This window comes from Streptomyces sp. NPDC048434, from assembly GCF_043200375.1.
GTDB lineage: Bacteria > Actinomycetota > Actinomycetes > Streptomycetales > Streptomycetaceae > Streptomyces.
In genome coordinates, this window is sequence record NZ_JBICXQ010000023.1 from 70,319 (window position 1) to 91,562 (window position 21,244).

General features: G+C 72.2%; 21 protein-coding genes. 11 read left to right on the forward strand and 10 right to left on the reverse strand.

Translation table 11 applies throughout. From position 1 onward, the window contains the following. Positions 1-59: 59 nt before the first annotated feature. Positions 60-1,307 carry a helix-turn-helix domain-containing protein gene (locus ACGFWI_RS25805; RefSeq protein WP_393908394.1) on the reverse strand — a complete coding sequence of 416 codons (1,248 nt, stop codon included), beginning with the start codon at positions 1,305-1,307 and terminating at the stop codon, positions 60-62. A gap of 371 nt (positions 1,308-1,678) precedes the next feature. On the opposite strand from ACGFWI_RS25805, the gene ACGFWI_RS25810 reads away from it, so the two are divergent. Continuing rightward, entirely contained in the window at positions 1,679-2,332 is a 654-nt protein-coding gene (locus ACGFWI_RS25810) for a DUF1707 domain-containing protein (protein ID WP_393908395.1), read from the forward strand. A 14-nt stretch (positions 2,333-2,346) separates the two neighbouring features. Beyond that, a complete protein-coding gene (locus ACGFWI_RS25815) occupies positions 2,347-3,183 on the forward strand; it encodes an ABC transporter permease (protein ID WP_393908396.1) in 837 nt (278 codons plus the stop codon). A 627-nt stretch (positions 3,184-3,810) separates the two neighbouring features. Here the strand turns inward: ACGFWI_RS25815 and ACGFWI_RS25820 are convergent. After that, positions 3,811-5,526, reverse strand: coding sequence for a thiamine pyrophosphate-binding protein (locus ACGFWI_RS25820; protein WP_393908397.1), 1,716 nt, complete (start codon positions 5,524-5,526; stop codon positions 3,811-3,813). Beyond that, positions 5,523-6,764: an aldehyde dehydrogenase family protein gene (locus tag ACGFWI_RS25825; RefSeq protein ID WP_393908398.1), complete on the reverse strand. Its 1,242-nt coding sequence runs from the start codon at positions 6,762-6,764 to the stop codon at positions 5,523-5,525. The genes ACGFWI_RS25820 and ACGFWI_RS25825 overlap by 4 nt, the downstream gene beginning before the upstream one ends. 416 nt (positions 6,765-7,180) lie before the next feature. Between ACGFWI_RS25825 and ACGFWI_RS25830 the strand changes: the two genes are divergently transcribed. Next, entirely contained in the window at positions 7,181-8,422 is a 1,242-nt protein-coding gene (locus ACGFWI_RS25830) for a helix-turn-helix domain-containing protein (RefSeq protein ID WP_393908399.1), read from the forward strand. Here ACGFWI_RS25830 and ACGFWI_RS25835 read toward each other — a convergent pair. Together ACGFWI_RS25835 and ACGFWI_RS25840 are read right to left on the reverse strand one after the other, a co-directional pair. Then, a complete protein-coding gene (locus ACGFWI_RS25835) occupies positions 8,412-8,993 on the reverse strand; it encodes a hypothetical protein (RefSeq protein ID WP_393908400.1) in 582 nt (193 codons plus the stop codon). The two genes, ACGFWI_RS25830 and ACGFWI_RS25835, sit on opposite strands and share 11 nt — an antisense overlap. 557 nt (positions 8,994-9,550) lie before the next feature. Continuing rightward, on the reverse strand, positions 9,551-9,805 hold the full coding sequence (locus ACGFWI_RS25840) for an acyl carrier protein (protein ID WP_393908476.1): 255 nt from the start codon (positions 9,803-9,805) through the stop codon (positions 9,551-9,553). A gap of 327 nt (positions 9,806-10,132) precedes the next feature. Here ACGFWI_RS25840 and fabI point away from each other — a divergent pair, with 327 nt between their 5' ends. Genes fabI through ACGFWI_RS25855 form a run of 3 tightly spaced genes read left to right on the forward strand, consistent with a single transcriptional unit; the run spans position 10,133 to position 12,894 of the window. Continuing rightward, positions 10,133-10,903, forward strand: coding sequence for an enoyl-ACP reductase FabI (gene fabI, locus ACGFWI_RS25845; RefSeq protein ID WP_393908401.1), 771 nt, complete (start codon positions 10,133-10,135; stop codon positions 10,901-10,903). Positions 10,904-10,909: 6 nt separating this feature from the next. Further along, the gene (locus ACGFWI_RS25850) at positions 10,910-11,398 is read left to right on the forward strand and encodes a MaoC family dehydratase (protein ID WP_393908402.1); all 489 of its coding nucleotides are present in this window, start codon (positions 10,910-10,912) and stop codon (positions 11,396-11,398) included. Then, entirely contained in the window at positions 11,395-12,894 is a 1,500-nt protein-coding gene (locus tag ACGFWI_RS25855) for a class I adenylate-forming enzyme family protein (RefSeq protein WP_393908403.1), read from the forward strand. Before ACGFWI_RS25850 ends, ACGFWI_RS25855 begins: the two co-directional genes overlap by 4 nt. A gap of 470 nt (positions 12,895-13,364) precedes the next feature. Here ACGFWI_RS25855 and ACGFWI_RS25860 read toward each other — a convergent pair whose 3' ends face one another. From ACGFWI_RS25860 to ACGFWI_RS25875, 4 genes are all read right to left on the reverse strand, one after another. Further along, a complete protein-coding gene (locus ACGFWI_RS25860) occupies positions 13,365-13,904 on the reverse strand; it encodes a DUF6344 domain-containing protein (RefSeq protein WP_393908404.1) in 540 nt (179 codons plus the stop codon). Positions 13,905-14,390: 486 nt separating this feature from the next. After that, positions 14,391-14,807: a DUF5994 family protein gene (locus tag ACGFWI_RS25865; RefSeq protein WP_393908405.1), complete on the reverse strand. Its 417-nt coding sequence runs from the start codon at positions 14,805-14,807 to the stop codon at positions 14,391-14,393. Then, on the reverse strand, positions 14,804-15,790 hold the full coding sequence (locus ACGFWI_RS25870) for an acyl-CoA desaturase (RefSeq protein ID WP_393908406.1): 987 nt from the start codon (positions 15,788-15,790) through the stop codon (positions 14,804-14,806). The genes ACGFWI_RS25865 and ACGFWI_RS25870 overlap by 4 nt, the downstream gene beginning before the upstream one ends. Continuing rightward, positions 15,787-16,017: a hypothetical protein gene (locus ACGFWI_RS25875; RefSeq protein ID WP_393908407.1), complete on the reverse strand. Its 231-nt coding sequence runs from the start codon at positions 16,015-16,017 to the stop codon at positions 15,787-15,789. Before ACGFWI_RS25875 ends, ACGFWI_RS25870 begins: the two co-directional genes overlap by 4 nt. A 358-nt stretch (positions 16,018-16,375) precedes the next feature. On the opposite strand from ACGFWI_RS25875, the gene ACGFWI_RS25880 reads away from it, so the two are divergent. The 4 genes from ACGFWI_RS25880 (at position 16,376) to ACGFWI_RS25895 (ending at position 19,847) form a co-directional block, all read left to right on the forward strand. Further along, positions 16,376-16,867: a BlaI/MecI/CopY family transcriptional regulator gene (locus ACGFWI_RS25880; protein WP_393908408.1), complete on the forward strand. Its 492-nt coding sequence runs from the start codon at positions 16,376-16,378 to the stop codon at positions 16,865-16,867. Between the two features lie 3 nt (positions 16,868-16,870). Further along, positions 16,871-17,836 (forward strand): M56 family metallopeptidase, encoded by a 966-nt coding sequence (locus ACGFWI_RS25885; protein ID WP_393908409.1) that lies wholly within the window; start codon positions 16,871-16,873, stop codon positions 17,834-17,836. Positions 17,837-17,978: 142 nt separating this feature from the next. Further along, positions 17,979-18,227 (forward strand): hypothetical protein, encoded by a 249-nt coding sequence (locus ACGFWI_RS25890; protein WP_393908410.1) that lies wholly within the window; start codon positions 17,979-17,981, stop codon positions 18,225-18,227. Positions 18,228-18,518: 291 nt separating this feature from the next. Beyond that, positions 18,519-19,847 carry an LCP family protein gene (locus ACGFWI_RS25895; RefSeq protein ID WP_393908477.1) on the forward strand — a complete coding sequence of 443 codons (1,329 nt, stop codon included), beginning with the start codon at positions 18,519-18,521 and terminating at the stop codon, positions 19,845-19,847. Positions 19,848-20,008: 161 nt separating this feature from the next. Here the strand turns inward: ACGFWI_RS25895 and ACGFWI_RS25900 are convergent, their stop codons facing one another. Next, a complete protein-coding gene (locus ACGFWI_RS25900; RefSeq protein ID WP_393908411.1) occupies positions 20,009-20,281 on the reverse strand; it encodes a DUF1876 domain-containing protein in 273 nt (90 codons plus the stop codon). Between the two features lie 219 nt (positions 20,282-20,500). Here ACGFWI_RS25900 and ACGFWI_RS25905 point away from each other — a divergent pair, with 219 nt between their 5' ends. After that, a complete protein-coding gene (locus ACGFWI_RS25905; protein WP_393908412.1) occupies positions 20,501-21,232 on the forward strand; it encodes a DUF4097 domain-containing protein in 732 nt (243 codons plus the stop codon). Positions 21,233-21,244 lie beyond the last annotated feature (12 nt).

Sequence of the window (21,244 nt, forward strand, 5' to 3'; positions counted from 1 at the left end):
CGCGCATTGCGCGCAATAACGGCATTTGCGCCGCGGCGGCACCGAGACCCCGGTGGTCGTCAGTCCCGCTTTTCGATGAGATCAGCCAGCCGTTCCCGGGCCCGCTCGGCGTGCCGGTACGCCTGGGCCCGCCGGAACAGCTCGGCGGAATACCGGAAGTGTCCGGCCGCCCTTTCCCGGTCCCCCACCCGCTCACATGCCGCCGCGATCTCCCAGAGCGCGGCGGCTTTCTCATGGCTGCGGCCGGTATCGGGCAGCGCGGCCAGCCGCTCGCCCAGCACCACGACGCGGCCGGTGTCACCGGCCGCCTCCGCGCAGACCGCCTCCGCGGCCGTGAGCCAGAGCGGGAACTCCGGTTCCTGCGCCACCGAGGCCACGACCAGGCCGCGCTCGACGATGCTGCGGGCCTGTGCCGTCTCGCCGCGGTGCAGCAACAGCAGGGCGTAATGGCCGTTGATCTTCTCCCAGAGCGGGAAGCCGGCGGCGGGGGTGACCCGGCGCGCGCACTCCCCCAGCAGGGCGACGGCGCGCTCCGCCTCGCCCCGGTCGCGCAGGTCGAGCGCCCGGTGCAGATCGATGGCGGCGCGCGGACCGGGGAGCACACCGTCCGCCGAGGGCCGGCCGTGGTCGGTATCGGGGGCCCAGTCCGGGCAGCCGCTCCAATAGGCGCAGCGGGTGAGCACATCGAGGACCAGCAGCGAGTGGAATCCGGTGCCCGGTCGCTGATCTGCGCATTCGAGGGAGCCGGTGAGCGCGTAGCGCAGCCCGTCCTGGACCCGGCCGGCCGACTCCAGCAGATCGGCGAGCGCGATCAGGGCGCGCAGCCGGGGCTCGGCGTACGGCGCGGGGGCCAGCGCGTCCAGCATCCGCAGCAGGACCTCGGCGCCCTCGTCCGCGCGGCCGAGTGTGCCCAGTATTTCGGCAATGGCGAGCTGCGCCTCGGTAAATACGTCGTCCTGCCGAGCGGCCGGCCCCATCTCGGCCAGTGCGCGGAATTCCGACAGCGCGCCCTCGGCGTCACCGCCGTCCCATTGCCTGCGCGCCGCCACCAATCGCCCGACGAGGTCGAGCCTGCGGACCCGGCCGGTGGTTTCGGCCTGCTCGGCGGTGCCGGATATTTCGTCCACGCCGACGCCGAGGCGTTCCGCCAGGATCTTGAGTGCCCGGCCGCTGGGAATACGCTTCCCGCGTTCGACGAGCGAGATGTAGCTGGACGACATGTCGGACCCGGCAAGGTCGTGCTGTGTCATTCCAGCGCCGACCCGAAGCTCTTTGATTCTCCTCCCGGTGGCCGCCAGCTCAGGCATTCGACAAACCCTCCGGATTTCGAACAGTGGATGGCCCCGGCCGGCTGCATCAAAGCGCCGAGTCACAATGAGTGCTAGTCACTTTACCAAGCAGTCAAGAAGAAGTCGACCGCTATTCGGATTCCGTCATCGGTCTTCACCGAGTCCGCCGAGATCATTTCGATGGGCTCGGCGGATTGCGCACAGCACCCCCACGAGAGACCGGTGTACCCGCCGAAAAACCGGCCGCCGGGTACACCGAACTGTGTGCCGCGGCGCCGTGGGTCAACCTTTCGATGTACTACCGCACGGCGATGCACACCTCCCCGGTGACGTGGTCGGATGACGCAGCAAGCGCCCCACCACCGCCGGACTCCGCGGAGGCACCACCCATGACGCAGCCCCAACGCCCTGATCTGCAGAAGGATTTGGCGTCCCTTTCCACCTCCTCGCCGTCGGTGCTGGCCTCGGACGCCGAACGCGAGAACATGGTCGAACAGCTCAGAGAGGCCACCGTGGAGGGCCGGTTAACCCTGGAGGAGCTGGCCGAGCGGTCCGAGGCGGCCTATCTGGCGCGTACCCGCGCGGAGTTGATGTCCGTCGGCGAGGATCTGCCGCATGTGACACCCCCCGCATCGACGGATCCGACGGGACAGCGCACCTTCCGCGCCACGTTCGGCGACCTCGTCCACCACAGCCCCGTTCTGGAACACGGCATCGAGGCGACCGCCGTCTTCGGGGATCTCACCCTCGACCTGTGCGCCTCCCCGGCACCGTCCACCGGCGAGCTGACCATCGCGGCCCGCGCGCTCGTCGGCGATGTGCATCTGGTGCTCCCGGAGGGCGTCCGGGTCGAGATGAACTGCAGCAAGGTCTTCGGCGATCTGCGCGATCTGACCCGGGAGCACGCCGGCCCGGAAGCCGTCACCCCGCTCGTGCGCATCACCGGCTCCGCCGTCCTCGGTGACATCGTCGTCGCCCACCCCGACAGCGACCGCCGCACGTACTGGCAGAAGTGGCTCGACGAGCGCCGCAACCGAGCCTGAGCGGAGGAGAATCCGTGACGTCCGCTCAGGTCCTGCCCCGCTCCGGGCCGTCCGCCCCGCTCCGCGACGAGGGCCGGATCGGCCTGTGGGCCACGGTGCGGCACACCGGCGCGCTGGTCCGCCGCAACTTCCTCCACATCCGGCAGAACCCGACGTCGATGTCCGACGCGCTGCTGATGCCGATCGTGCTGCCCCTGCTGTTCGTCTACGTCTTCGGCGGCTCGATCGGCGCCGGCGGCGACCGTGCGCAGTACACCGCCTTCCTGGTCCCGGGGCTGATGGTGATCCTCGGCATGACCATCGCCATGGCCGTGGGCGTCGGCGTCAACGACGACTTCCGTACGGGCGTGATGGACCGCTTCCGCACGATGCCCATCTCCCGCTCTTCGGTGCTGGTGGCCAAGGTCGTGGTGGAGACCGGCCGGATGCTGGTCGCCATCACGGTGCTGCTGATCGTCGGCGCGATGCTCGGCTTCGACGTCACCGCGCACTTGCCGGGTCTGCTGGCCGCGATCGGCCTGACCGCCCTCTTCGGCACCTCACTGGTGTGGGGCTTCATGCTGCTGGGCCTGACCCTGCGCACCCCGCAGGCCATCCAGGGGCTCTCGGTCCTGGTGCTGACCCCGCTGGAGTTCGGCTCCTCGATCTTCGTACCGACCTCGACCATGCCGGACTGGCTGTACACCTTCACCCGCTTCAACCCCCTGACCCACATGGCCGACGCCGCCCGTGGACTCGCCCTGGGCGAGGGCCCGGTGGCCGGCCCGGCGCTCTGGACGCTGGTGTGGTCGGCAGGCCTCACCGCGCTCACCGCCCCGGCGGCCGTCGTCAAGTTCCGCACCAAGACCTGACACCGATCCGTACGGAACGGAGTGCCTCCCCGGCACGCCCTCGGCGTGGCTCCCTCCGTACGAAGAAGACGTGCCCGGCCCCCTCCGGCCACCCCCGGGGCGGAGGGGGACCGGGCACGCGACCACCCCCGCCGGGAACCGGGCGTACGCGATACGCCTGCCGTCCTGCCTGCCGTCCCAACTGCCGCCGGGCCCGCACCGCCACGGGCGTCGCGCCGTCGCGGAGGAGCGTTCTTCCGCCGCGACGGCGACCGGCCGCAGTGGTGCGGGTCCGGGGACAGGGAAGGCGGCAGCCGGCGACGGGCCGGCCTTTCGGATCAGCGCGGGCCCGCGACACTCCCCCGGCTCACGCTGGGAGGTGCCCCGGGTACGGCTCGTCGCCGCGTTGTCGCCTCACCCACGGCCCAGGGCCTGTCGTCAACGTCCCGTGGTTCGCCCGTAGGACGGGCCTCACGGCGTCGGTGCGTGCGATCGCAAGGCGGAGGGGCCCCGATACCGGGTACCGGGTACCGAGTACTGGGACGATCCCGACAACGCGGACGAGGGCTCCCCCGCGCCTTTCAGGCGTGGGGGAGTGCGTGCCGGACGCCGCGAGGCAGACGGGACTCCGCAGACAGGCGGCCGGCCCTAGTGGCCTTCCCGCTCCGGGAAGTCCCCCGCGGAGGCCGTCATCCCGGGCGGGGTGTCGGCGAGCGCGGTCGCCACCTCCACCACGGTGGTGGTCCCGGCCGCGACCCGCCGCCAGGCGTCCGCCAGCGCCCCGGGCAGCTCGTCGGCGTCCGTCACCCGCCGGTAGCCCAGGCCATAGGCGCCGGTCAGGCCCTCGGTACCGGTCGGGCGGGAGCGGGTGAAGGCGAACCGCGAGCCGGTGCCGGAGACCCGGTCGAGGTTGGACTGCAGCCAGCCGTAGCCGCCGTTGTCGAGGACGACGTAGAGGACGGCGACGCCCGCGTCGGCGACGGTGGGCAGCTCGCCGCGGAAGAGGTTGAAGGCGCCGTCGCCGACCACCGCGACCACCGGCCGCCCGGCCGGCTCGGCCAGCCGTACGCCCACCGCGGCGGCCGCGCCGAAGCCGAGCGGGGTCTGCTCGCTGGGCACCACGGAGCCGCCGCCGGACCCCAGCGACCAGTGCGGGAAGAAGTACGACCACATGTCCTGCAGGCCGTTCTCCTGGACCAGGACCCGGTCGGCGGGGACGGCGCGGTCGAGCGCGGCCAGTACCTGGGCGACCGGCACGGCCCCCTCGGTCACCGTCTTGGCGGCCTCCTCGGCACGGTCAGCGGCGCGCTGCACCAGCGCGGCCCGCGCCGCATGGACCCGCGCCGGCCAGGCGTCGGCGGCCCGGTGACCGGCCAGCAGTCCCGCCCAGCCGTCGACGATCCGTCCGGCGTCGCCGAGCACATAGCCGCCGGGCCGCTCCATGACCAGGTTCTCTTCACCCAACACCACCTGGATGACCGGAAGTTGAGCTGCTTCCTCGGGCCAGCCGAAGGTGGCGGTCTCCTCCAGGCGGCTGCCCAGCGCGATGACGAGGTCCGCCTCGCGCCACAGCGCGTCCATCGGGGCGACCGTGTAGAGGCCGCTGACGCCGCAGTAGAGCGGGTGGTCCTCGGCGACCGTGCCGCGCCCGGAGGCGGTGCTGAAGAGGCCGGCGCCGAGCCGCTCGGCGAGCTGCTCGATCCGGCGGCCGGTGTTGCGGTGCCGGGCCCCGCCGCCGACCAGCAGCAACGGCCGCTCGGCCGCGGCGATCCGCGCGGCGGTGGCGGCCAGCGCGTCCGGGTCCGGGGCCGGCCGCTGGGGCGTGGCCGGGCGCCACGGCCCGCTGCGGGGGACCGGTTCGGCGGCGATCTGTTCGGCGAGCTCCAGGTAGACGGGCCCCGGGGCGCCGTTGACGGCGAGCGCGGCGCCCTTCTCCAGGGCCCCGGGCAGCCGCTCGGGATGGTCGACCCGGGTCGCCCACTTCACATACGGGCGGATCGCGGTCAGCTGGTCCAGCTCCTGGAAGGCGCCGGTGCCGAGCCGGTCGAGCCGGGTGCCGTCGGCGATCAGGATCAGCGGCGCGGCGGCGGAGCGCGCCTCCAGGACACCGGTCAGCGCATTGGTCAGCGCCGGGCCCTTGCCGATCACACAGACGCCGGGGCGGCCCGCGGCGAGCGCGTAACCGGTCGCCATGAACAGGGCGTTGCGCTGGTCGCGGCAGAGCACCACCGTGGTGTCGGACCGCTCCAGCTCGCCGAGCAGCGCCATATCGTCGCCGGGCAGCCCGAACACCACGTCGGTGCCCAGGTGGTGGAGGTGGTCGGCGATGGCGGCCCAGGCGGTGGGGTGGGTGGCAGGGGTCATCGGCCGGCTCCCGGACGGTAGGCGGCGACGGCCTTGGAGATCAGGACGGGCTCGGCCCGCACGTCCTCGCCGTCGGCGATGTAGTTGGCCATCCGGCCGTAGCCGCCGAACGGGGCGTTGCCGTTGTCGATGGAGAGCAAGGTGGTGTCGAGGGTGACGGTGGTGCGTCGGCGCAGCGCCGCCACGAGGCCGGGGGCGTGGCCGTAGACGCTGGAGCCCAGGGCGCGTTCGGTGAACATGCCGGTGGTGAGGGTCGCGGCCAGCGCACCCTCGTCGCGGTAGCCGGCGATATTGAAGATCGGGGCGAAGAACTCCGGCACGTGGGTGCGCGGGGTGACCTCCGCACCGACGACGACGGTGGGATCGAGCCGCCGGGCGCGGAAGTCGACATGCCCGCCGTGCACGATGCCGGCGCGGTTGCGGGCGAGGAACTGTGCCCCGTCCTCCAGCGCGCTCTCGTAGAAGATCGGCCCGAAGTCCGCCTCCGGGTCGGAGTACGGGCCGTACCGCAGCCCCTTCAGCTCGCTGACCAGGGCGTCCACGAACGGGTCGAGCAGCGAGTCATGGACGCTGAACAGGTCGGGGCCCAGGCAGTCCTGGCCGGTGTTGAGGACCCGGACGGCGATCGCGTCGCGGGCCGCCTGCTCGACATCGGCGCCGGGGGCGACGACGAACGGGTTCACGCCGGAGCCGAGGAAGAGGAAGAGCTGCCCGGGGGAGAGCTGGGCGCGGATCTGTTCGGCGTTGGCGTAGGCGCCGGTGAAGACGACGACATCGGCGGGGCGTACGTGGTCCTGCACAAACTCCCGCTGGCTGGCGCCGGTGAGGGTGATCGGCAGACCGTGCCGCTCGGCGAGCAGGGTGTGCAGCCGGAGCATCTGGTCCTTGACCCGGCTGGAGGGACGGAAGACCAGCCGGTCGGTGTAGAGCGCCGGGACCAGGAGGTAGAGGGCGTAGGAGTAGAGGATGACGTTCGACGGCATGAAGGCGGCCAGCCGGGGGACCCGGCCGGGCCGGTGGGCGGCCACCTCGTCCAGGGCCCCGTCGAGGGTGGCAATGGTCGACTCGATCTCGTAGCGCGCGGCGCTGTGGGTGGAGATCTCGCACAGCAGCTCGTGCACGGTACCGGCGTCGTTGACCAGGAAGTCCCGGACCCGGTGCAAGGCCGCCGCGCGCCGGCTGTCGGTGCTGGCCTCCGGCTCGGCGGCCACGGTCGGCCATGCGGGAGCGGAGCTCATATGTCCCTCCTCGGGGCGTAGTCCATGGAGGGTCAGCGTCAGCCAATTGTCATTTATTGTCAAGCAAAGTCATTGCACTCGACCGCCTCATATGACAAGCGGCGCCGCTTCCGGGAGGTCCGCGAGGTGCCCCAGCCCCCCGCCCTGCCCGGCACAGCGCCCACGAGCTGGCCTCCCAGCTGTCGCAATGCCCATATACGGCCAACGGGAATGCCAAGCTCCGCAAGTGACAAAAAATGACTCCCGGCCGGGAGGCAGGTCGTCCACAGGCACCCCTGAGCGGGCCCGCGATGAGTAGACTCGCGGCCATCACGTTCCCTCTGTCCGCAGCCGTCGCGCCCCCGTCACCGTCCGTCCGCCCCACTCAACTGCGAGCGATTTTCTTGACGATTGAGCAGCCTGCTTTCGGTAAGCGAGTGCGGGAGGTCCGGCGCGCTCAGGGTCTGTCCCAGGGGGACCTCGCCGCGGACGATCTCTCCCCCAGCTATGTCTCGCTGGTCGAGAACGGCCGCAGAATCCCCGGCGCCAAGATCGCCCGGTCCATCGCGGAGCGCCTCGGCACGACGGTCGAGGCGCTGTGCGCCACCGACGAGCCCGGCGACCGACTGACCCGACGCCTCGGCCTGGTCGGCCAGTTGGTGGCCGCCCGCGCCAGCCAGCTGGCCGGTGACTGGCCGGCGGCCAGGCGGCAGCTGGAGTCCGTGGTGGAGCAGGCCGGCACCGGTCAGGACGAGGTGCGCTGGGAGGCGCACTGGGAACTGACCACCGTCCTCGGGCGGCTCGACGACCCGGCCCGCCATGAAGCGGCGCTGCGGCAGCTGCTCGACGATCCGCTCACCCGCTCCGCGCCCGTGCTGCACGCCCGCGTCGCCATCGAACTCGCCCAGCTGCTGCGCGCCGCGGGCCGTCTCTCGGACGGGGTCCGCTTCGCCGAGGAAGCGGTCCGGGTCACCGGCGAGCTGGAGCCCGGCCGCCCGGAGCGGGCACAGGCCCGGGTGGCGCTGCTGTCCGTGTCCGTCGACAGCGGGGAGTGGAGCCGCGCCGAGCAGCTCGGGGCGGAGCTGCAGGCGGAGGTCGCCCCCCTGCCGGCCGGTGAACTGCGGGCGAGCGCGCTGTGGGCGGTGGCCGGTGCGCAGTATCTCGGCGGGCACCCGGACCGGGCGCTGGAGCTGCTGGCCGAGGCGGAGCAACTGCTCGCCGCGACGGACGGTATGCGGCTGCGGCTGCGACTGGCCCGCGCCCGTACGCTGCTGGCGCTCGCGGCGGGCCCGGCGGAGGAGGCCGACGCCCTGCTGGAGCGGGCCCGGCAGGCCGCCGCGCTCGTCGACACCCCGCCCGCCAGGACCTGGCTGGCCGTCCTGGAGACGGCCGCGGCACTGCGGCGCCATGCGCCGGCGGCGGCTTCCGGGCACGCCGCCGCGATCGACCCCGATGTCAGCGGGCTGACGCCCCTCGACCGTGCCCGCTGTCTGCTCCACCTGGCCCGCGCCCATCGCGCGGACGGTGGCCAGGAGGCCGCGGAGGCCGACTTCAAGGAGGCCGCCGAGGGCTATGAGAAGGCCGGCGCCTTCCGGCTGGCGCTGGAGAGCTGGCGTGAGCTGAGCGCGGGGGGCCGGGCGGGCGAGGGACCGGATCCGCACGCGGTACTCATGCCGTAGCGGTATCCGTGGCCTGGGCGGCGGTACCCGCCTCGGCCGCCGGGCCGCCGTGCGTATGGGCGTGCCCGTCAGGGGAGTTCGCCCGCCAGAGCCGGACCTCGGGGGCCAGAGCGGAGGTCGCCGCGCAGGCCACGGCCCGCGGGCCGGCGGGCAGATCGCGGACGTAGGCGGTGCCGCCGGGGCGTGCGGGGGAACCGGGGATCACGATCTTGCCCTCCCGGGCGCCGCTCAGCGCGTCGATCGCGTCGGCGGCGGCCAGCTCGCCCCGGCCGGTCAGCCGCAGCGCCGCTTCCTTGCGGGTCCACAGCTGGGCCAGTCGCTGTGCCCGCCGGCCCACCGGGGCCTCCTGGACGTAGCCGCGCTCCAACGGCGTGAAGGGAAGCAGCAGTTCGCTGACCGGTCCGCGCGGCACGGTGTGCACGGACAGGGCCACCGGGAGGTCCCGGGTCAGGACCAGGAACTGCCGGCCCGTGTCCGCACCGGCGTCGAGACAAAGGCGGGAGCCCACCGGCCAGCCGGTCGTGGCGGGCGGTTCGGCGAACACCGGTCGCCCGAAGCCGTCCCTGGTCACCGGAATATCGCTCGGGGAACAATGCAGCAGTCGGCCGAGAAATTCCGTTAAAGAGTCGGGTTGTCGAATGTCACCGGGGACGTTCGAGAATATATGTAAACAGCCGTCGGCTAATTCGGATGAGCGGGACGGATCCCAACTGGCGTCCCCTCGGGGCGCGTTGGCCGGGATGTCGTGGTTGAGCGAATGTGCGCCACAGGAAAGCTGGTCCCCCCGCATAGATCCCCTCGCACCATGTCTCCTTTCCGGAATGGTCACATCCGAGAAAGCAGTGCACCGAGTCGATTTGATTCACCCTCCGGAGATCTTCAAGGTAACCCTGGTCTATGCCTGCGTCAACAAGCGACGACCGAAAATCAACCTCGTTTTACCCGGCGGCATTACCAGATTTCGCCAACGTACGGACCGGCGGGACGCGGTGAACCCGGGGCGGCCGCAAGTCGAGGACTGGTCGATCGTCAGTTGACGGCAATCCGCCTCTTATTCACATCCCTTGCACGGGTGCGCTTCTGCCGGTGTGGCGCGGTCGGCGGAAGCGCACCGGCCGGGGGCCGCACTCAGGACGCCGACTGCTTCTCCACCCGGATCACGATGTCCAAAACCGTGCGCATGTCCTTCATCTCCTCTTCGGGCAGCTCGACCCCGAAGCGCTCCTCCGCCACGACGATGACCTCGGCCATCGCGAGCGAGTCCACATCCAGCTCCTCGACCAAGGACTTCTCCTCGGTCACCTCGGCCGGCACCACGCCGGCCACCTCGTGCAGGATCTCGGCGAGTTGAGCAACGATCTCTTCGCGGGTCGGGACGGTCATGACGGTCACCTCTCTGAGGAGTTCGGGGTGGTGCTGATGGAGGGTGCGGCCCCGGGGCCGTGCGGTGCGGGTGCGGCGCACGCGGCGGCCCGCGGCGGGCTGCGGCACCTCGGCGGGGGGCGGCGACATCGAGGAGCAACGTGCTCCGGCGCGGCATCCGAGTCCCCCGTGACACGCGAGTCATTGTTTTGACTATGCTTGACTACTCTAGTCAACGGGAGGTCCGATAAGTTGTCAACGACTGTCTATCAAGACCAAGCCAGGACAATGCTTCTGAGTTATGTTCAGTGACTCTGAAGTCGAGAATGAGTCAGACGGAGGAACCGCATGAGCGGTCTGCTCGACGGAAAGCAGCTGGTCATCACCGGTGTGATCACCGAAAGCTCGATCGCCTACGCGGTGGCACGGCTCGCCCAGGAAGAGGGCGCCAAGATCGTCCTCACCGCCTACGGGCGGCCGAGTCTGGTGGCCCGGCTCGCCCGGCGGCTGCCGGAAGTGCCCCCCGTCGTGGAGCTGGACGTCACGGACGAAGAGCAGCTCAGCACCCTCGCCGACCGGGTCGGCGAGCACCTCGACGGCCTCGACGGCGTACTGCACTCCGTCGCCAACGCCCCCGCCAACTGCCTGGACGGCGGCTTCCTGACCGCACCGTGGCGCGATGTGTCCGCCGCCCTGCACACCTCGACGTACTCCTTGGTCGCGCTGACCATGGCCTGCCGGCCGCTGCTCCGCCCCGGCTCCTCCGTCGTCGGCGTCGACTTCGACGCCTCCCGCGCCTGGCCCGGCTACGACTGGATGGGCGTCGCCAAGGCGGGACTTGAGGCCTGCTCCCGCTATCTGGCGCGCGACCTGGGCGGCCAGGGCATACGGGCCAACCTCGTCGCGGCCGGCCCGCTGCGCACTCTGGCCGCGCGCGGTATCGGCGGTGACGGGCCGTCCTTCGAGAAGAGCTGGGCGACCCGCGCCCCGCTCGGCTGGGATCCGCAGGACGCCGGGCCGGTCGCCCGTACCTGTGTGGCGCTGCTGTCGGACTGGCTGCCCGCCACCACCGGCGAGATCGTGCACGCGGACGGCGGGCACCACATGATCGGCGACTGAGCGGCGATGACGGAGAGAGCGGCGGCGCCCACCACCCTTTGCTGCGGCCCGTACGCCATCGAGCGGAAGCGGATCGCCGCCTTCGCCGCCGCGCTCGGCGACCCCCACCCCGCGTACACGGATCCGGCCGCCGCCCGCGCCCTCGGCCACCCGGACATCATCGCCCCGCCCACCTACCTGGCCACCCTCGCCACCGACGCCGAGGACCAACTCCTCGCCGCCCAACCGGATTTCCCGACCACCGAGGGCGCCGTGCACCGCGCGCAGACGCTGCGCCACGCCCGCCCCGCCCACGCCGGCGACACCCTGCACGCGACCGTGCGCCTTGCCGCCGCCACCACCCTCGCCGGCCGCCCACTCCTCACCCTCGACTGCGAGTTCCGCGACGAGGGCGGCGCCTGGGTGGCCACCACCACGTCCACGCTGCTGTGCCCGGCCGCCACACCGTGGCCCGCCCGGCGCCCGCTCGACACCACGGGATCGGAGCACCCATGACCGACACCATCGCCCCTCCGGTCGCCGCCGCCCGGCTCGTCGACGGCACCGCTGCCCCGCTCGGCGGCACCGGCCGCCTCGACGGCCCGACGCTCGGCCACCGGATACGGACCACCGCACACGCCTTACGGCAGCTCGGCCTCCGCACCGGCGACCGGGTCCTGGTGCAGGGTGACAACAGCGTCGACTATGTCGTCACACTGCTGGCCCTGATGCAGCTCGACACCTCCCTCATCCCGCTCGACCACCGGGTCTCCGCGGCCGACGCCGCCGCGGCCGGCCGTCAGGCCCAGGCCCGCTGGCTGGTCACCGCCGCCGACCGCGCCGCCGGCTTCCCCGGCATCCCCGACCGGCGCGTCATCCACTACCCGCGGCTGGCCACCGATGCCCCGCCGCCGCCCGCCGCCGTCGATCTGGCGCCCTGGTTCCGCCGCCCCGACGCCCTCGTCCTGTGGTCCTCCGGCACCACCGGGCGGCCCAAGGGCATCATCAAGCCCGGCAGGGCCGTCCTCGACAACTCACTGCGCACCATCCAGGCCATGGGCTACCGGGAGGACGACGTCCTCGCGCCCCTGCTGCCCTTCTCACACCAGTACGGGCTCTCCGTCATCCTGCTGTGGTGGCTGGCCCGTTGCACCCTGCTGGTCACCCCCTACCAGCGGCTCGACGCGGCCGTCGGCCAGGCCGCGGCGCACGGCGCCACCGCCGTGGACGCCGCCCCGTCCACGTATCACTCGCTCCTCGGCGTGGTGCGCCGCCGCCCGGAGGTACGCGCCGGGCTCGCGGGCGTACGGCTCTGGGGTGTGGGCGGTGCACCGCTGCCCGCCCCGCTGGCCGAGACCTTCCACACGACAATGGGCCGCCCGCTCCTGGACGGCTACGGTCTGACGGAACTCGGCAATGTCGCGCTGGCGACCCCCGACGCACCGCACGGCTGCGGGCGTCCGCTGCCCGGCGTACGGCTGCGCGTCATGCGCCCCGACGGCACGGCTGCCCGCCCCGGCGAGCTCGGCGGCATCGAGGTGCGCTCCCCCGGACTGATGGCCGGCTACCTCCAGGAGGACGGCTCGCTCACACCGGTCGACCCGGACGGCTGGTATCCGACGGCCGACCTGGGCAGCGTCGACGCCGACGGCACCGTGCGGGTGGTGGGCCGCAATCAGGCCGTGCACCGGCTGGGCTTCACGCTCTACCCCGAGAGCCTGGAACGCCGTGCCGAGGCCGGTGGCCGGCCGGTGAAGGTACTGGCGGTCGAGGACCAACGCCGTGGCAGTGCACTGCACTTCGTGGTCGCCGACCCCGAGGGTGCGGCCCCGCTCACCTGGCGCCGGCGGCTCGCCGAGCACCTGGCGGAGTATGAACAGCCCAATGCGGTCCATGTCGTCGACCACTTCCCGCTCACTGCCAACGGAAAGCCCGACACGCGTGCGCTGCGTGCGGAGCTCGGGCTGGAGCTGGGAGGGGGTCCGGGGACCGGCGCCCCGGTCGGGGGCTGAGCGGTAGAACTCCGGGCGTATCGCGGGTGGTTCAAGTCTGTGGGTGTTCGGGCATCTCCGGGTGGTTCACGTCTGCGGATGTTTCACGTGGAACATGTCGTCTTGCGCTTCGTCGTCCTCTTGCGCTTCGTGATCGGCTTGCGCTTCGTCGCCGACCACTGCGTCGCCCTCTGTGTTGACGTCTGGCTCGGGCCTCTGCATCGAAGCCTGGCTCAAGCCTCGGCGTTGGCGTCCGGGTCCGTATCGGGTGGATCAGATCCGGATACCTCGGTGGACCGGATCCCCATGCATCCGGTGGATCCCGTCTGCACGCTGCCGGTGGATCACAAGTGCGCGCTTCCTGCGGAGCACCTCTGCGTGCTCCTGGTGGAATCCGTCGGCGTCCGGTCTCCTGGGCGCGGAGCTGTCACGCGCCGTTTCGCCCCTTTTCAGGGCCGGTGGGGCCGGCTGCACAGCGGCTGCCGACCGGTTCAGACGACGCGAGCGGTGTGCGCATGACGACGGGCCGCCGGGACGGCCGCTGAGCGTGCATCCGCCTCGGCACCTCGGTCCGGCGTGGCCTCGGCACTGCTGTCCAGCGCGGTCCCGGCCGAGTCGTCGAACTCGTCGGCCATCAGCGGAGCGGTGCGGGTGCGGCTGCGGCTGCGCAGACCGGGCGAGGTTCCATGTGCCTCGGCGCTGATGCGCTGCTTGATCGTCGGCGGCAGCTCGGGCCGGGCGAACATCCGCCGGGCGGGCTCGGCTTGGCCGAACAGCGGTACGGCACGCGGCGCGGGCACGGCAGGGGTCCCTGTCCCTGGCCCAGGGTCCGGTGCGGCGCAGCGCGCCGCCTCCGGGGCCTCGGCACCCGGGGCGTCGGTGCCCGCGTTCCCGTTGCCCAGGGTCCGCTCGTACAGTGCGGCATCCCGGCGTGCGGCCGATGCCGCCGCGGAGACACCCAGTGATGCCAGCAGCTTGCCCAGCATGGCAAGGCACACCGCCCAGAACTTCATGACCTTGGTCGCAGCCATGGCCCCTCACTTTCGATCGAGGATCTCCCCGAGAGATCCGTTGCGTCCACTTCGGTTGTGTTTCCTCTGTTGCTTCGCTTCAGTTGCGCCGCTTCCGGTGCACCGCTTAGATGGCGTCGCTTCTGTTGCGTTTTCTTATGATGAGTACGCAATGGGAAGATTCACGGACCGACGCCCCGGGATCGGCGTTCTTCCGATGAACACCACCCGTACGCAGTAGCCACAGCCGTCGGACGGCAGGCCGGCGGCGGGTCGCAGACCGCGGTCAAGCGATCGGTTGATGCCGTTCCGAACGCGACGGGCGAGGCGCCACCGGGTGCGTGGGGCGGATTCTCGGGTGAGGGCAGTCGTCGAAGTCACCGGGCTGCGCAAGGTCCACGGGAGTCCGAACGGCGCCGGCAAGACGACCATCGTCGAGTGCGTCGCGGGCCTCGACCAGGTCACCCAGGTCCGGACGGAGACTCGGCCGGTGAGGCTTTGTCCCGCTCAGGCCGGTGCCAGCTCCCCCGTGCGCGCCATCTCCGCCATCATGCGGACGGCCTCGGGCTCGGGGGTGTCGGGCGGGATGATCAGCAGGTCCCAGCGGCCGTGGCCGGGGGAGACCAGGCAGACGGTGTCCGGGCCGGGGCGGCCGGTGGTTCTGCGGAGGCGGACGACATGGCCCTCGACGAGGATCCGGGCGGGCAGGGCGGGCCAGGGCGCGCCGTTCACCGTGGCGTGCGAGATCCGGGGCCAGTCGAAGGGCAGGGCGGCCAGCAGCTCGGGGAGTTCGGCCAGCAGGTCGGCCGAGTGGGGCCACCAGACACCGTCGATGCACCGCACCGTATCGGTGTGCGGGGCGATGGTCAGACGGGCGACGGGGGGTGGCGCGTGATGCGGGGGAGGGCCGCCGGTGGTGGTCATGCGGTGCTCCTGGTGCGGCGGGCCGCCACCCGTGCGGGGTCGGGCCAGCGCACGTCCCGGACCCAGCCGAGGCGTTCGAAGAGCCGGATCACGGCGGCGGACACATCGAGCTGACCGCGATCGACGCCGTGCCGGGCGCAGGTCGGGTCGGCGTGGTGCAGGTTGTGCCAGCTCTCGCCGAACGAGAGCAGGGCCAGCGGCCACAGGTTGGTCGCCCGGTCGTGGCGCCGGGTGCGGAACGGCCGCTCACCGATGACATGGCAGAGCGAATTGACGCTCCAGGTGACGTGGTGCAGCAGCGCGATCCGGATGAACCCCGCCCACAGCAGGGCGGTCAGCGCGGTGACCCAGGAGCCGCCGAGCGCCCAGCCCAGCCCGAACGGCAGCCCGAGCGTGAGCAGACACAGCACGGGGAACGCCCGGTCGACCGCGCGGATCCCGGGGTCGGCGAGCAGATCGGGCGCAAAGCGGCGGTGCGAGGTGGGGTCGTTGCCGAACAGCCAGCCGATGTGCGAGTACAGCAGTCCGCGCAGCTGACCGCGCAGGCTGGTGCCGTAGCGATAGGGGGAGTGCGGATCGCCGGGCCGGTCGGTGTAGGCGTGGTGGCGACGGTGGGTGGCGACCCAGTCGATGACATCGCCCTGGAAACTGAGCGAACCGGCGAGGGCGAGCGCGACGCGCAGTGCGGGGGTGGCGGTATAGCTGCCGTGGGTGAGGCCGCGGTGGAAGCCGACGGTGACGCCCAGGCCGCTGATGACATAGAAGACGGCCAGCAGAACGAGGTCGGTGAGGTGTACGACGCTGCCCCACAGGAGGGGGATCGCGACGGCCAGGCCGACGAACGGGGCGACGACGATGATGCCGGTCACCGTGACGTACATACGGCGGCCGCTGGTCGGCGGGGGCTCGGCGGTGCTCTCGGGGAACGGCGAGGTGCCGTCATAGTCCGGTGCCGGCGGGAAATCGCGGGCGGTGGACGTCACGGGTCGTCACCCGCCTTCCCCGGGGGCGGCGGTGGGCCGGGCACCGGCGTTCCGGGGTGGGCATCGTCGTGCGGCCGCTTGTGCTTCCGCTGCCGCATCGACTGCTTCCAGTCCGCGTACCGGTGGCCGGCCATCCGTCCGGCTCCCTGGGCATTGACCCGGGCGATGAACAGCGCCCCCAGCGCGACCAGCGCCAGCAGCACGACCACGGTCCACAGAGTCTGCATGGTGCTCACCTCACCGAATGCCGGGCGTCCCTCGGCATCCTTCGGTTCCGGTGTTTCCAAGGTACCCCGCGGTGGGCCTGTACATCCCGTTGTGGGCGGTTATGGGCAGGAGGCGCACCCGGGAGGCGAGACGGCGGGCGGGCGGTGCGGGCGGCCGCTGCCGGGGCCCCCATGACCTCCCTCCAGGCGTTGCCTGCACTCCGGGCGAGCCTCAAAATCTACAGAAGTGTAGAAGTGAGGAGTCGGGAGTCTGCGGCGTCCGGCTGCCGCGCGCGGACCACCGCCCGGATCCGGCCGCTCAGTAGGATGCCCCGACGTCCCGGCCACCGGGACGCCCGGCGCGGCAGGAGGCGACGGCATGGGCGGGAAGTCCTTCGGGAACTTCGGCGGCTCCGGGCGGGAGCGTGCCCGCAGGCGGGGGCAGGGCCAGCTGGAGGCCCAGGTGCTGGCCGCGCTGCACCGCTCGCCGGGACCGGCCACCGCCGCCTGGGTACAGGAACGGCTCGGCGGCGACCTCGCGTACACGACCGTGATGACGATCCTGTCCCGGCTGCACGCCAAGCAGGCCGTCACCCGCGAGCGGTCCGGCCGCGCCTACGTCTGGACCCCGGCCGCCGACGAGGCCGGGCTCGCCGCACTGCGGATGCGCCGCGTCCTGGACGGCGAACCGGACCGGGACGCCGTGCTGACCAGCTTCGTCTCCGCGCTCTCCGCGCATGACGAGCAGTTGCTGCGTACCCTCCTCGACCGCGACGCGGCCGCCGGCGCCGGGACGGCCGGCGCCCCCGCGACCGCCGAGGACCCGGCCCCCGGACGGCACCATCCCTCGGACGAAGCACGCGGAGGCTGACCGGTGGGTGTCTTCGTGTTCCTGCCGCTCGTCCTGCCGCTCACCGCGCTGCCGATCGCCCGGCTCGCGGAGCAGCACCTCCACCCGCGCGCCACCACCCGTCTGCTGACCCTGCTCGCCGCGGTCCTCGGCCTGTGCAACACGCTCTGCCTGGGTCTGCTGGTGGTCGTCGGCACCGCCCAACTGCGCGGCAATCCGCTGCCCGACGGCTGGTCGGACCCCGAGGTGCGGGCCGCCGTCCCGTCCGCCGAGGTCGCCGGCGTCGCCGCGATTCCCCTGCTGGCCGCCGCGCTCATCGTGTGCGGCGCCGCGCTGCGCCGGCACCGCCGCATCCGGGCCCGTACCCACCGTGCGCTGGACGTGCTGCCGGCCGGCACCGGCCCCGTCGTGCTGCCGGACGACGAGCCCTACGCCTACGCCGTGCCCGGCACCCCGGCCCGCCCCGGACGGCCCGCCAGGCCCGGCCGGATCGCGGTCTCCCGCGGCATGCTGCGCAGCCTGGACGGCGACGAGCGGCGCGCCCTGTTCGCCCATGAGCGCGCGCATCTGCGCTGCCGCCACCATCGCTATCTGCTCGCCATACGCCTGGCCGGCTGTGTCAACCCGCTGCTGCTGCCGCTGCGTTCCGCGGTCGCCTTCGCCACCGAGCGCTGGGCGGACGAGGAGGCGGCGCAGGTGGTCGGCGACCGGCGGCTGACGGCGCGTGCGGTGGGCAAGGCGGCGCTGGTCACACGGCCCGCGCCGGCAGCGGGGCCGGCGCACTTCGCGGCGCCCGAACCCGGGCCGGTGCCGCGCCGGGTGGCGGCACTGCTCGGGCCCGTGCCGCCGGCCCGCCACTGGCCGCCGGCGCTGACCCCGGCCGGTCTGGCGGCCCTGGTCGCCGCGGCGGGCACGGCCGCCTCCGCGGTCTCCGCGCTCAACGCGGCGGTAGCGCTGTTCGTTGTTCTGAAGGCAGCAACGCCGCTCTAGGGGCACACTGACCCTTGACCCTCACCGGGCACGCACCGCGCACCGCGCTGTGACCGCCCCATACCAGGCAACTTCTACAACACTGTAGATCTTCCCGGTAGAGTGGCGCGCACATGCGCAACAGGCGTGGCCGGAGGGGGAGATGGCAACGAGGTGCGGACTCCTGACCTGGGACTGCCCGCCTCCAGAGGCGGAGGTGCGATGGGTCTATCAGCCGGTGGAGGTCCAATACCCGGACGGCCGGTGGACGTTGGGCCGCATCAACGCCTGGTGGACGGACGGGGCGGGCGAGTTGTGGTGCCGGCTGCGCACCCTGCCCGGCAGCGCGTGTCCGCAGTGGCTGCGTTACGACCCCGAGTCCATCCTGCTGCTGCCCAGCACCGGCATCTGACCCGCCACCTCCCGCCGGCACCGCCGGCCGCCGCTGCCGCCCCCTCCCCCGTACCGCCCCACCAGCATCAGAAGGACCAGAAGGGCCATCGGCGTGCATGACAGGCAGACGCACCAGCAGACGGCCCGGCGGGGCAGCGGCGGCACACCCGCAGCGTCCCGTACCACCGGCGATGCCTCCCGTGACCCCGGCGGCTCCCGCGCTTCCGGCGCCGGCTCGCGCCGTAGGCCGTCCGGTGCCCGCAGGTCCGGCGGCGGCTCCCGCCAGGCGGGCGGTACGGGCACGCTGCGGATGACCCGCCGCGGCCGCATCCTCGCCTGGACCGGCGGCGCGCTCGGCGTGCTGCTGCTCGGCACGGCCGGCGTCGGGGCGTGGGTCTACCAGCACCTGGACGGCAATATCCACGGCGCGGACATCGGGGTCGACGGCGCCCGGCCGGTCAATCTCAGCCCCGGCTCCAAGAACATCCTGGTCGTCGGCTCCGACAGCCGCGCCGGCGCCAACGCCAAGTACGGCAAGGGCCTGACCACCATGCAGTCGGACACACTGATGGTGCTGCACATCGCCGCCAACCGTAAGTGGGCGACCGCGCTGTCCTTCCCCCGGGACTCCTGGGTGCAGATCCCCGCCTGCACCCGCGGCAACGGCTCGAAGTCGTCCCCGCACCACTTCAAGATCAACGAGGCGTTCTCGATCGGCGGTGACTCCGGCGAGATCGGCAAGGCCGCGGCCTGCACCATCAAGACCGTCGAGAAGAACACCGGGCTGCGCATCGACCACTTCACCTCGGTCGACTTCCAGGGCTTCAAGGGCATGGTCAACGCGCTGGGCGGCATAGAGGTCTGCCCCAAGCACGCCATCCACGACAAGAAGGCCCACCTGGACATGGACGCGGGCTGCCAGAACGTCCAGGACGAGAAGGCGCTCGGCTATGTCCGCACCCGCTACAGCGTCGGAGACGGCTCCGACCTCGGCCGCATCGGCCGCCAGCAGGAGTTCATGAAGGCACTGGCGGCCAAGGCCCAGTCCAAGCTCACCAGCCCCGGCGAGCTCTACGACTTCCTGGACTCGGCCACCAAGTCCATCACCACCGACAAGGACCTGGCCGGCCTCAAGCCGCTCTACGACCTGGCCGCGACCGTCAAGGACATCCCCACCGACCGCCTCACCTTCCTGACCATCCCCAACTACTACCGCGAGGCCGACGTCCCCACCGACAAGGCCAATGTGGTCTGGCAGTATCCGCAGGCCGGCCGGCTCTTCAGCGACCTCGCGCACGACCGCGAGATCGGCGCCGCCGGCAAGAAGAAGCTCGCCGAGGCCGCCAAGAACCCGGTGACCGCGCGCTCCGTGCAGGTCCGCGTCCTCAACGGCACCGGCGCCCCCGGCCGGGCCGCCTCCGCCGGCGACCAGCTGCGCAAGCTCGGCTTCACGGTCACCGGCACCGGCAACGCCCCGGCGACGGACAAGACCACGGTCACCTACCCGGCCGCGCTCAAGACGCAGAGCGAGGTGCTCGCCTCCCGCCTCCCCGGCACCAAGGCCACGGAGTCGGCCGGGGCGGCGCCGGGCGCCGTGACGCTGACGATCGGGCCGGACTTCCCGGCGGACATGCCCTGAGGAACCGCGTCGGCCCGGCGCACTGCGTCCTGCCGACGTGTGCGCACCACTCTGCTTACTGCTGCGGCCTGCGCCGTGCTCCGTGCCGACCGCGTGCCCTCCGTCATGCCGACAGGGGCCCGTCCACGATCCGCCGGACGGGCCCCGACGGCCCGGGTCCCTCAGGCGTGCAGGCGTTCCACCGGCCGGGCCGTGTGCACCTCGATGTCGTGCGCGGCGCGCTGCAGCAGCTGATGGCTGAGGTCCGACATCGCACGGGCCACCGCCAGCTCGTCCCCGATGGCCGGGACGTTCTCGTCGGCGGGGTTACAGCGAGCCGCTCCCTGGCCGACCATCTGCCCGCCGTCCTTGCCACGCAGCCTGGCCTCGGCCCGGACCTCGCTGTCGGTCTCGGTGATGCTGATCTCGGCGTTCCATGTCTTCGTGCCAGTCACCGGAAGCCTCCTCGTCCGCCCCATAAACAGCACATGAACCGCCCCCACGAAAATCCTCGCACCGGCGTCCGCGGGCCGCACCTGGGGCCCGCCACACCTCGATCCGGGGGTTTTCCTCATGGTGGAGCCGCCGCACGCCGCCCTAGCCTCGTCGTAGCGGGGAACCGGGCGGCGGGCGCCCCCTCGCCTCACCAACTACCGAGCTTTCCGGGGGACTTCATGCGCAAGCGCGTCCGCTTCATCGGGATCGTCGCGATGGCCGCCATCGGGTCAGTGGGCATCAGCGCATGCGGACTGCTGCCCGGGAAGACCTTCAGAGACGACGCCGTGGTGTCGAAGAAGATCACGGCCGTCCGGCTGGACAGCACCTCGGGCGGCCTCACGGTGCACGGCGGCAAGGGCGGCGGCAAGGTCTCGGTCCACCGCTCGGTGACGTACCACGGCGACCGGCCCAAGGGGGCCACCCACCGGGTCGAGGACGGTGTGCTGGTGCTCACCGGCTGCGGCAAGAACTGCTCGGTGGACTACACCGTCGAGCTGCCCGCGGGCATCCCGGTCAGCGGCGAGACCTCGTCCGGCTCGGTGGATCTGACCCAGGTGGGCCCGGTGAAGGTGACGACCAGCTCCGGCACCATCGACCTGGACGGCGTGGCCGGCACGGTCGACGCACGGACCTCCAACGGCCGGATCACCGGACGCGGCCTGTCCGGCAAGCGCATCGCGGCAGAGACCTCCAACGGGGCGATCGATCTCACCCCGGCCCGCGCCCAGAGCGTCCGGGCGAAGACGTCCAACGGCGGCATCACCCTGCGGCTGCCGAAGGGTCCGTACCGGGTAGCCGCGGAGACCAGCAACGGGGACAAGCACATAGGTGTCGCCCAGGACCCGGCGGGACGCTTCCACCTGGACCTGACCACCAGCAACGGGGACATCACCGCACGCCCCGCCTGATGCCGTGGCATC

Coding starts and splice junctions, on each gene's coding strand:
- ACGFWI_RS25805 (WP_393908394.1), bottom strand. CDS start 1,307: ATGCCTGAGCTGGCGGCCACCGGGAGGAGAATCAAAGAGCTTCGGGTC.
- ACGFWI_RS25810 (WP_393908395.1), top strand. CDS start 1,679: ATGACGCAGCCCCAACGCCCTGATCTGCAGAAGGATTTGGCGTCCCTT.
- ACGFWI_RS25820 (WP_393908397.1), bottom strand. CDS start 5,526: ATGACCCCTGCCACCCACCCCACCGCCTGGGCCGCCATCGCCGACCAC.
- ACGFWI_RS25825 (WP_393908398.1), bottom strand. CDS start 6,764: ATGAGCTCCGCTCCCGCATGGCCGACCGTGGCCGCCGAGCCGGAGGCC.
- ACGFWI_RS25840 (WP_393908476.1), bottom strand. CDS start 9,805: ATGACCGTCCCGACCCGCGAAGAGATCGTTGCTCAACTCGCCGAGATC.
- fabI (WP_393908401.1), top strand. CDS start 10,133: ATGAGCGGTCTGCTCGACGGAAAGCAGCTGGTCATCACCGGTGTGATC.
- ACGFWI_RS25850 (WP_393908402.1), top strand. CDS start 10,910: ATGACGGAGAGAGCGGCGGCGCCCACCACCCTTTGCTGCGGCCCGTAC.
- ACGFWI_RS25855 (WP_393908403.1), top strand. CDS start 11,395: ATGACCGACACCATCGCCCCTCCGGTCGCCGCCGCCCGGCTCGTCGAC.
- ACGFWI_RS25860 (WP_393908404.1), bottom strand. CDS start 13,904: ATGGCTGCGACCAAGGTCATGAAGTTCTGGGCGGTGTGCCTTGCCATG.
- ACGFWI_RS25865 (WP_393908405.1), bottom strand. CDS start 14,807: ATGACCACCACCGGCGGCCCTCCCCCGCATCACGCGCCACCCCCCGTC.
- ACGFWI_RS25875 (WP_393908407.1), bottom strand. CDS start 16,017: ATGCAGACTCTGTGGACCGTGGTCGTGCTGCTGGCGCTGGTCGCGCTG.
- ACGFWI_RS25880 (WP_393908408.1), top strand. CDS start 16,376: ATGGGCGGGAAGTCCTTCGGGAACTTCGGCGGCTCCGGGCGGGAGCGT.
- ACGFWI_RS25890 (WP_393908410.1), top strand. CDS start 17,979: ATGGCAACGAGGTGCGGACTCCTGACCTGGGACTGCCCGCCTCCAGAG.
- ACGFWI_RS25895 (WP_393908477.1), top strand. CDS start 18,519: ATGACCCGCCGCGGCCGCATCCTCGCCTGGACCGGCGGCGCGCTCGGC.
- ACGFWI_RS25905 (WP_393908412.1), top strand. CDS start 20,501: ATGCGCAAGCGCGTCCGCTTCATCGGGATCGTCGCGATGGCCGCCATC.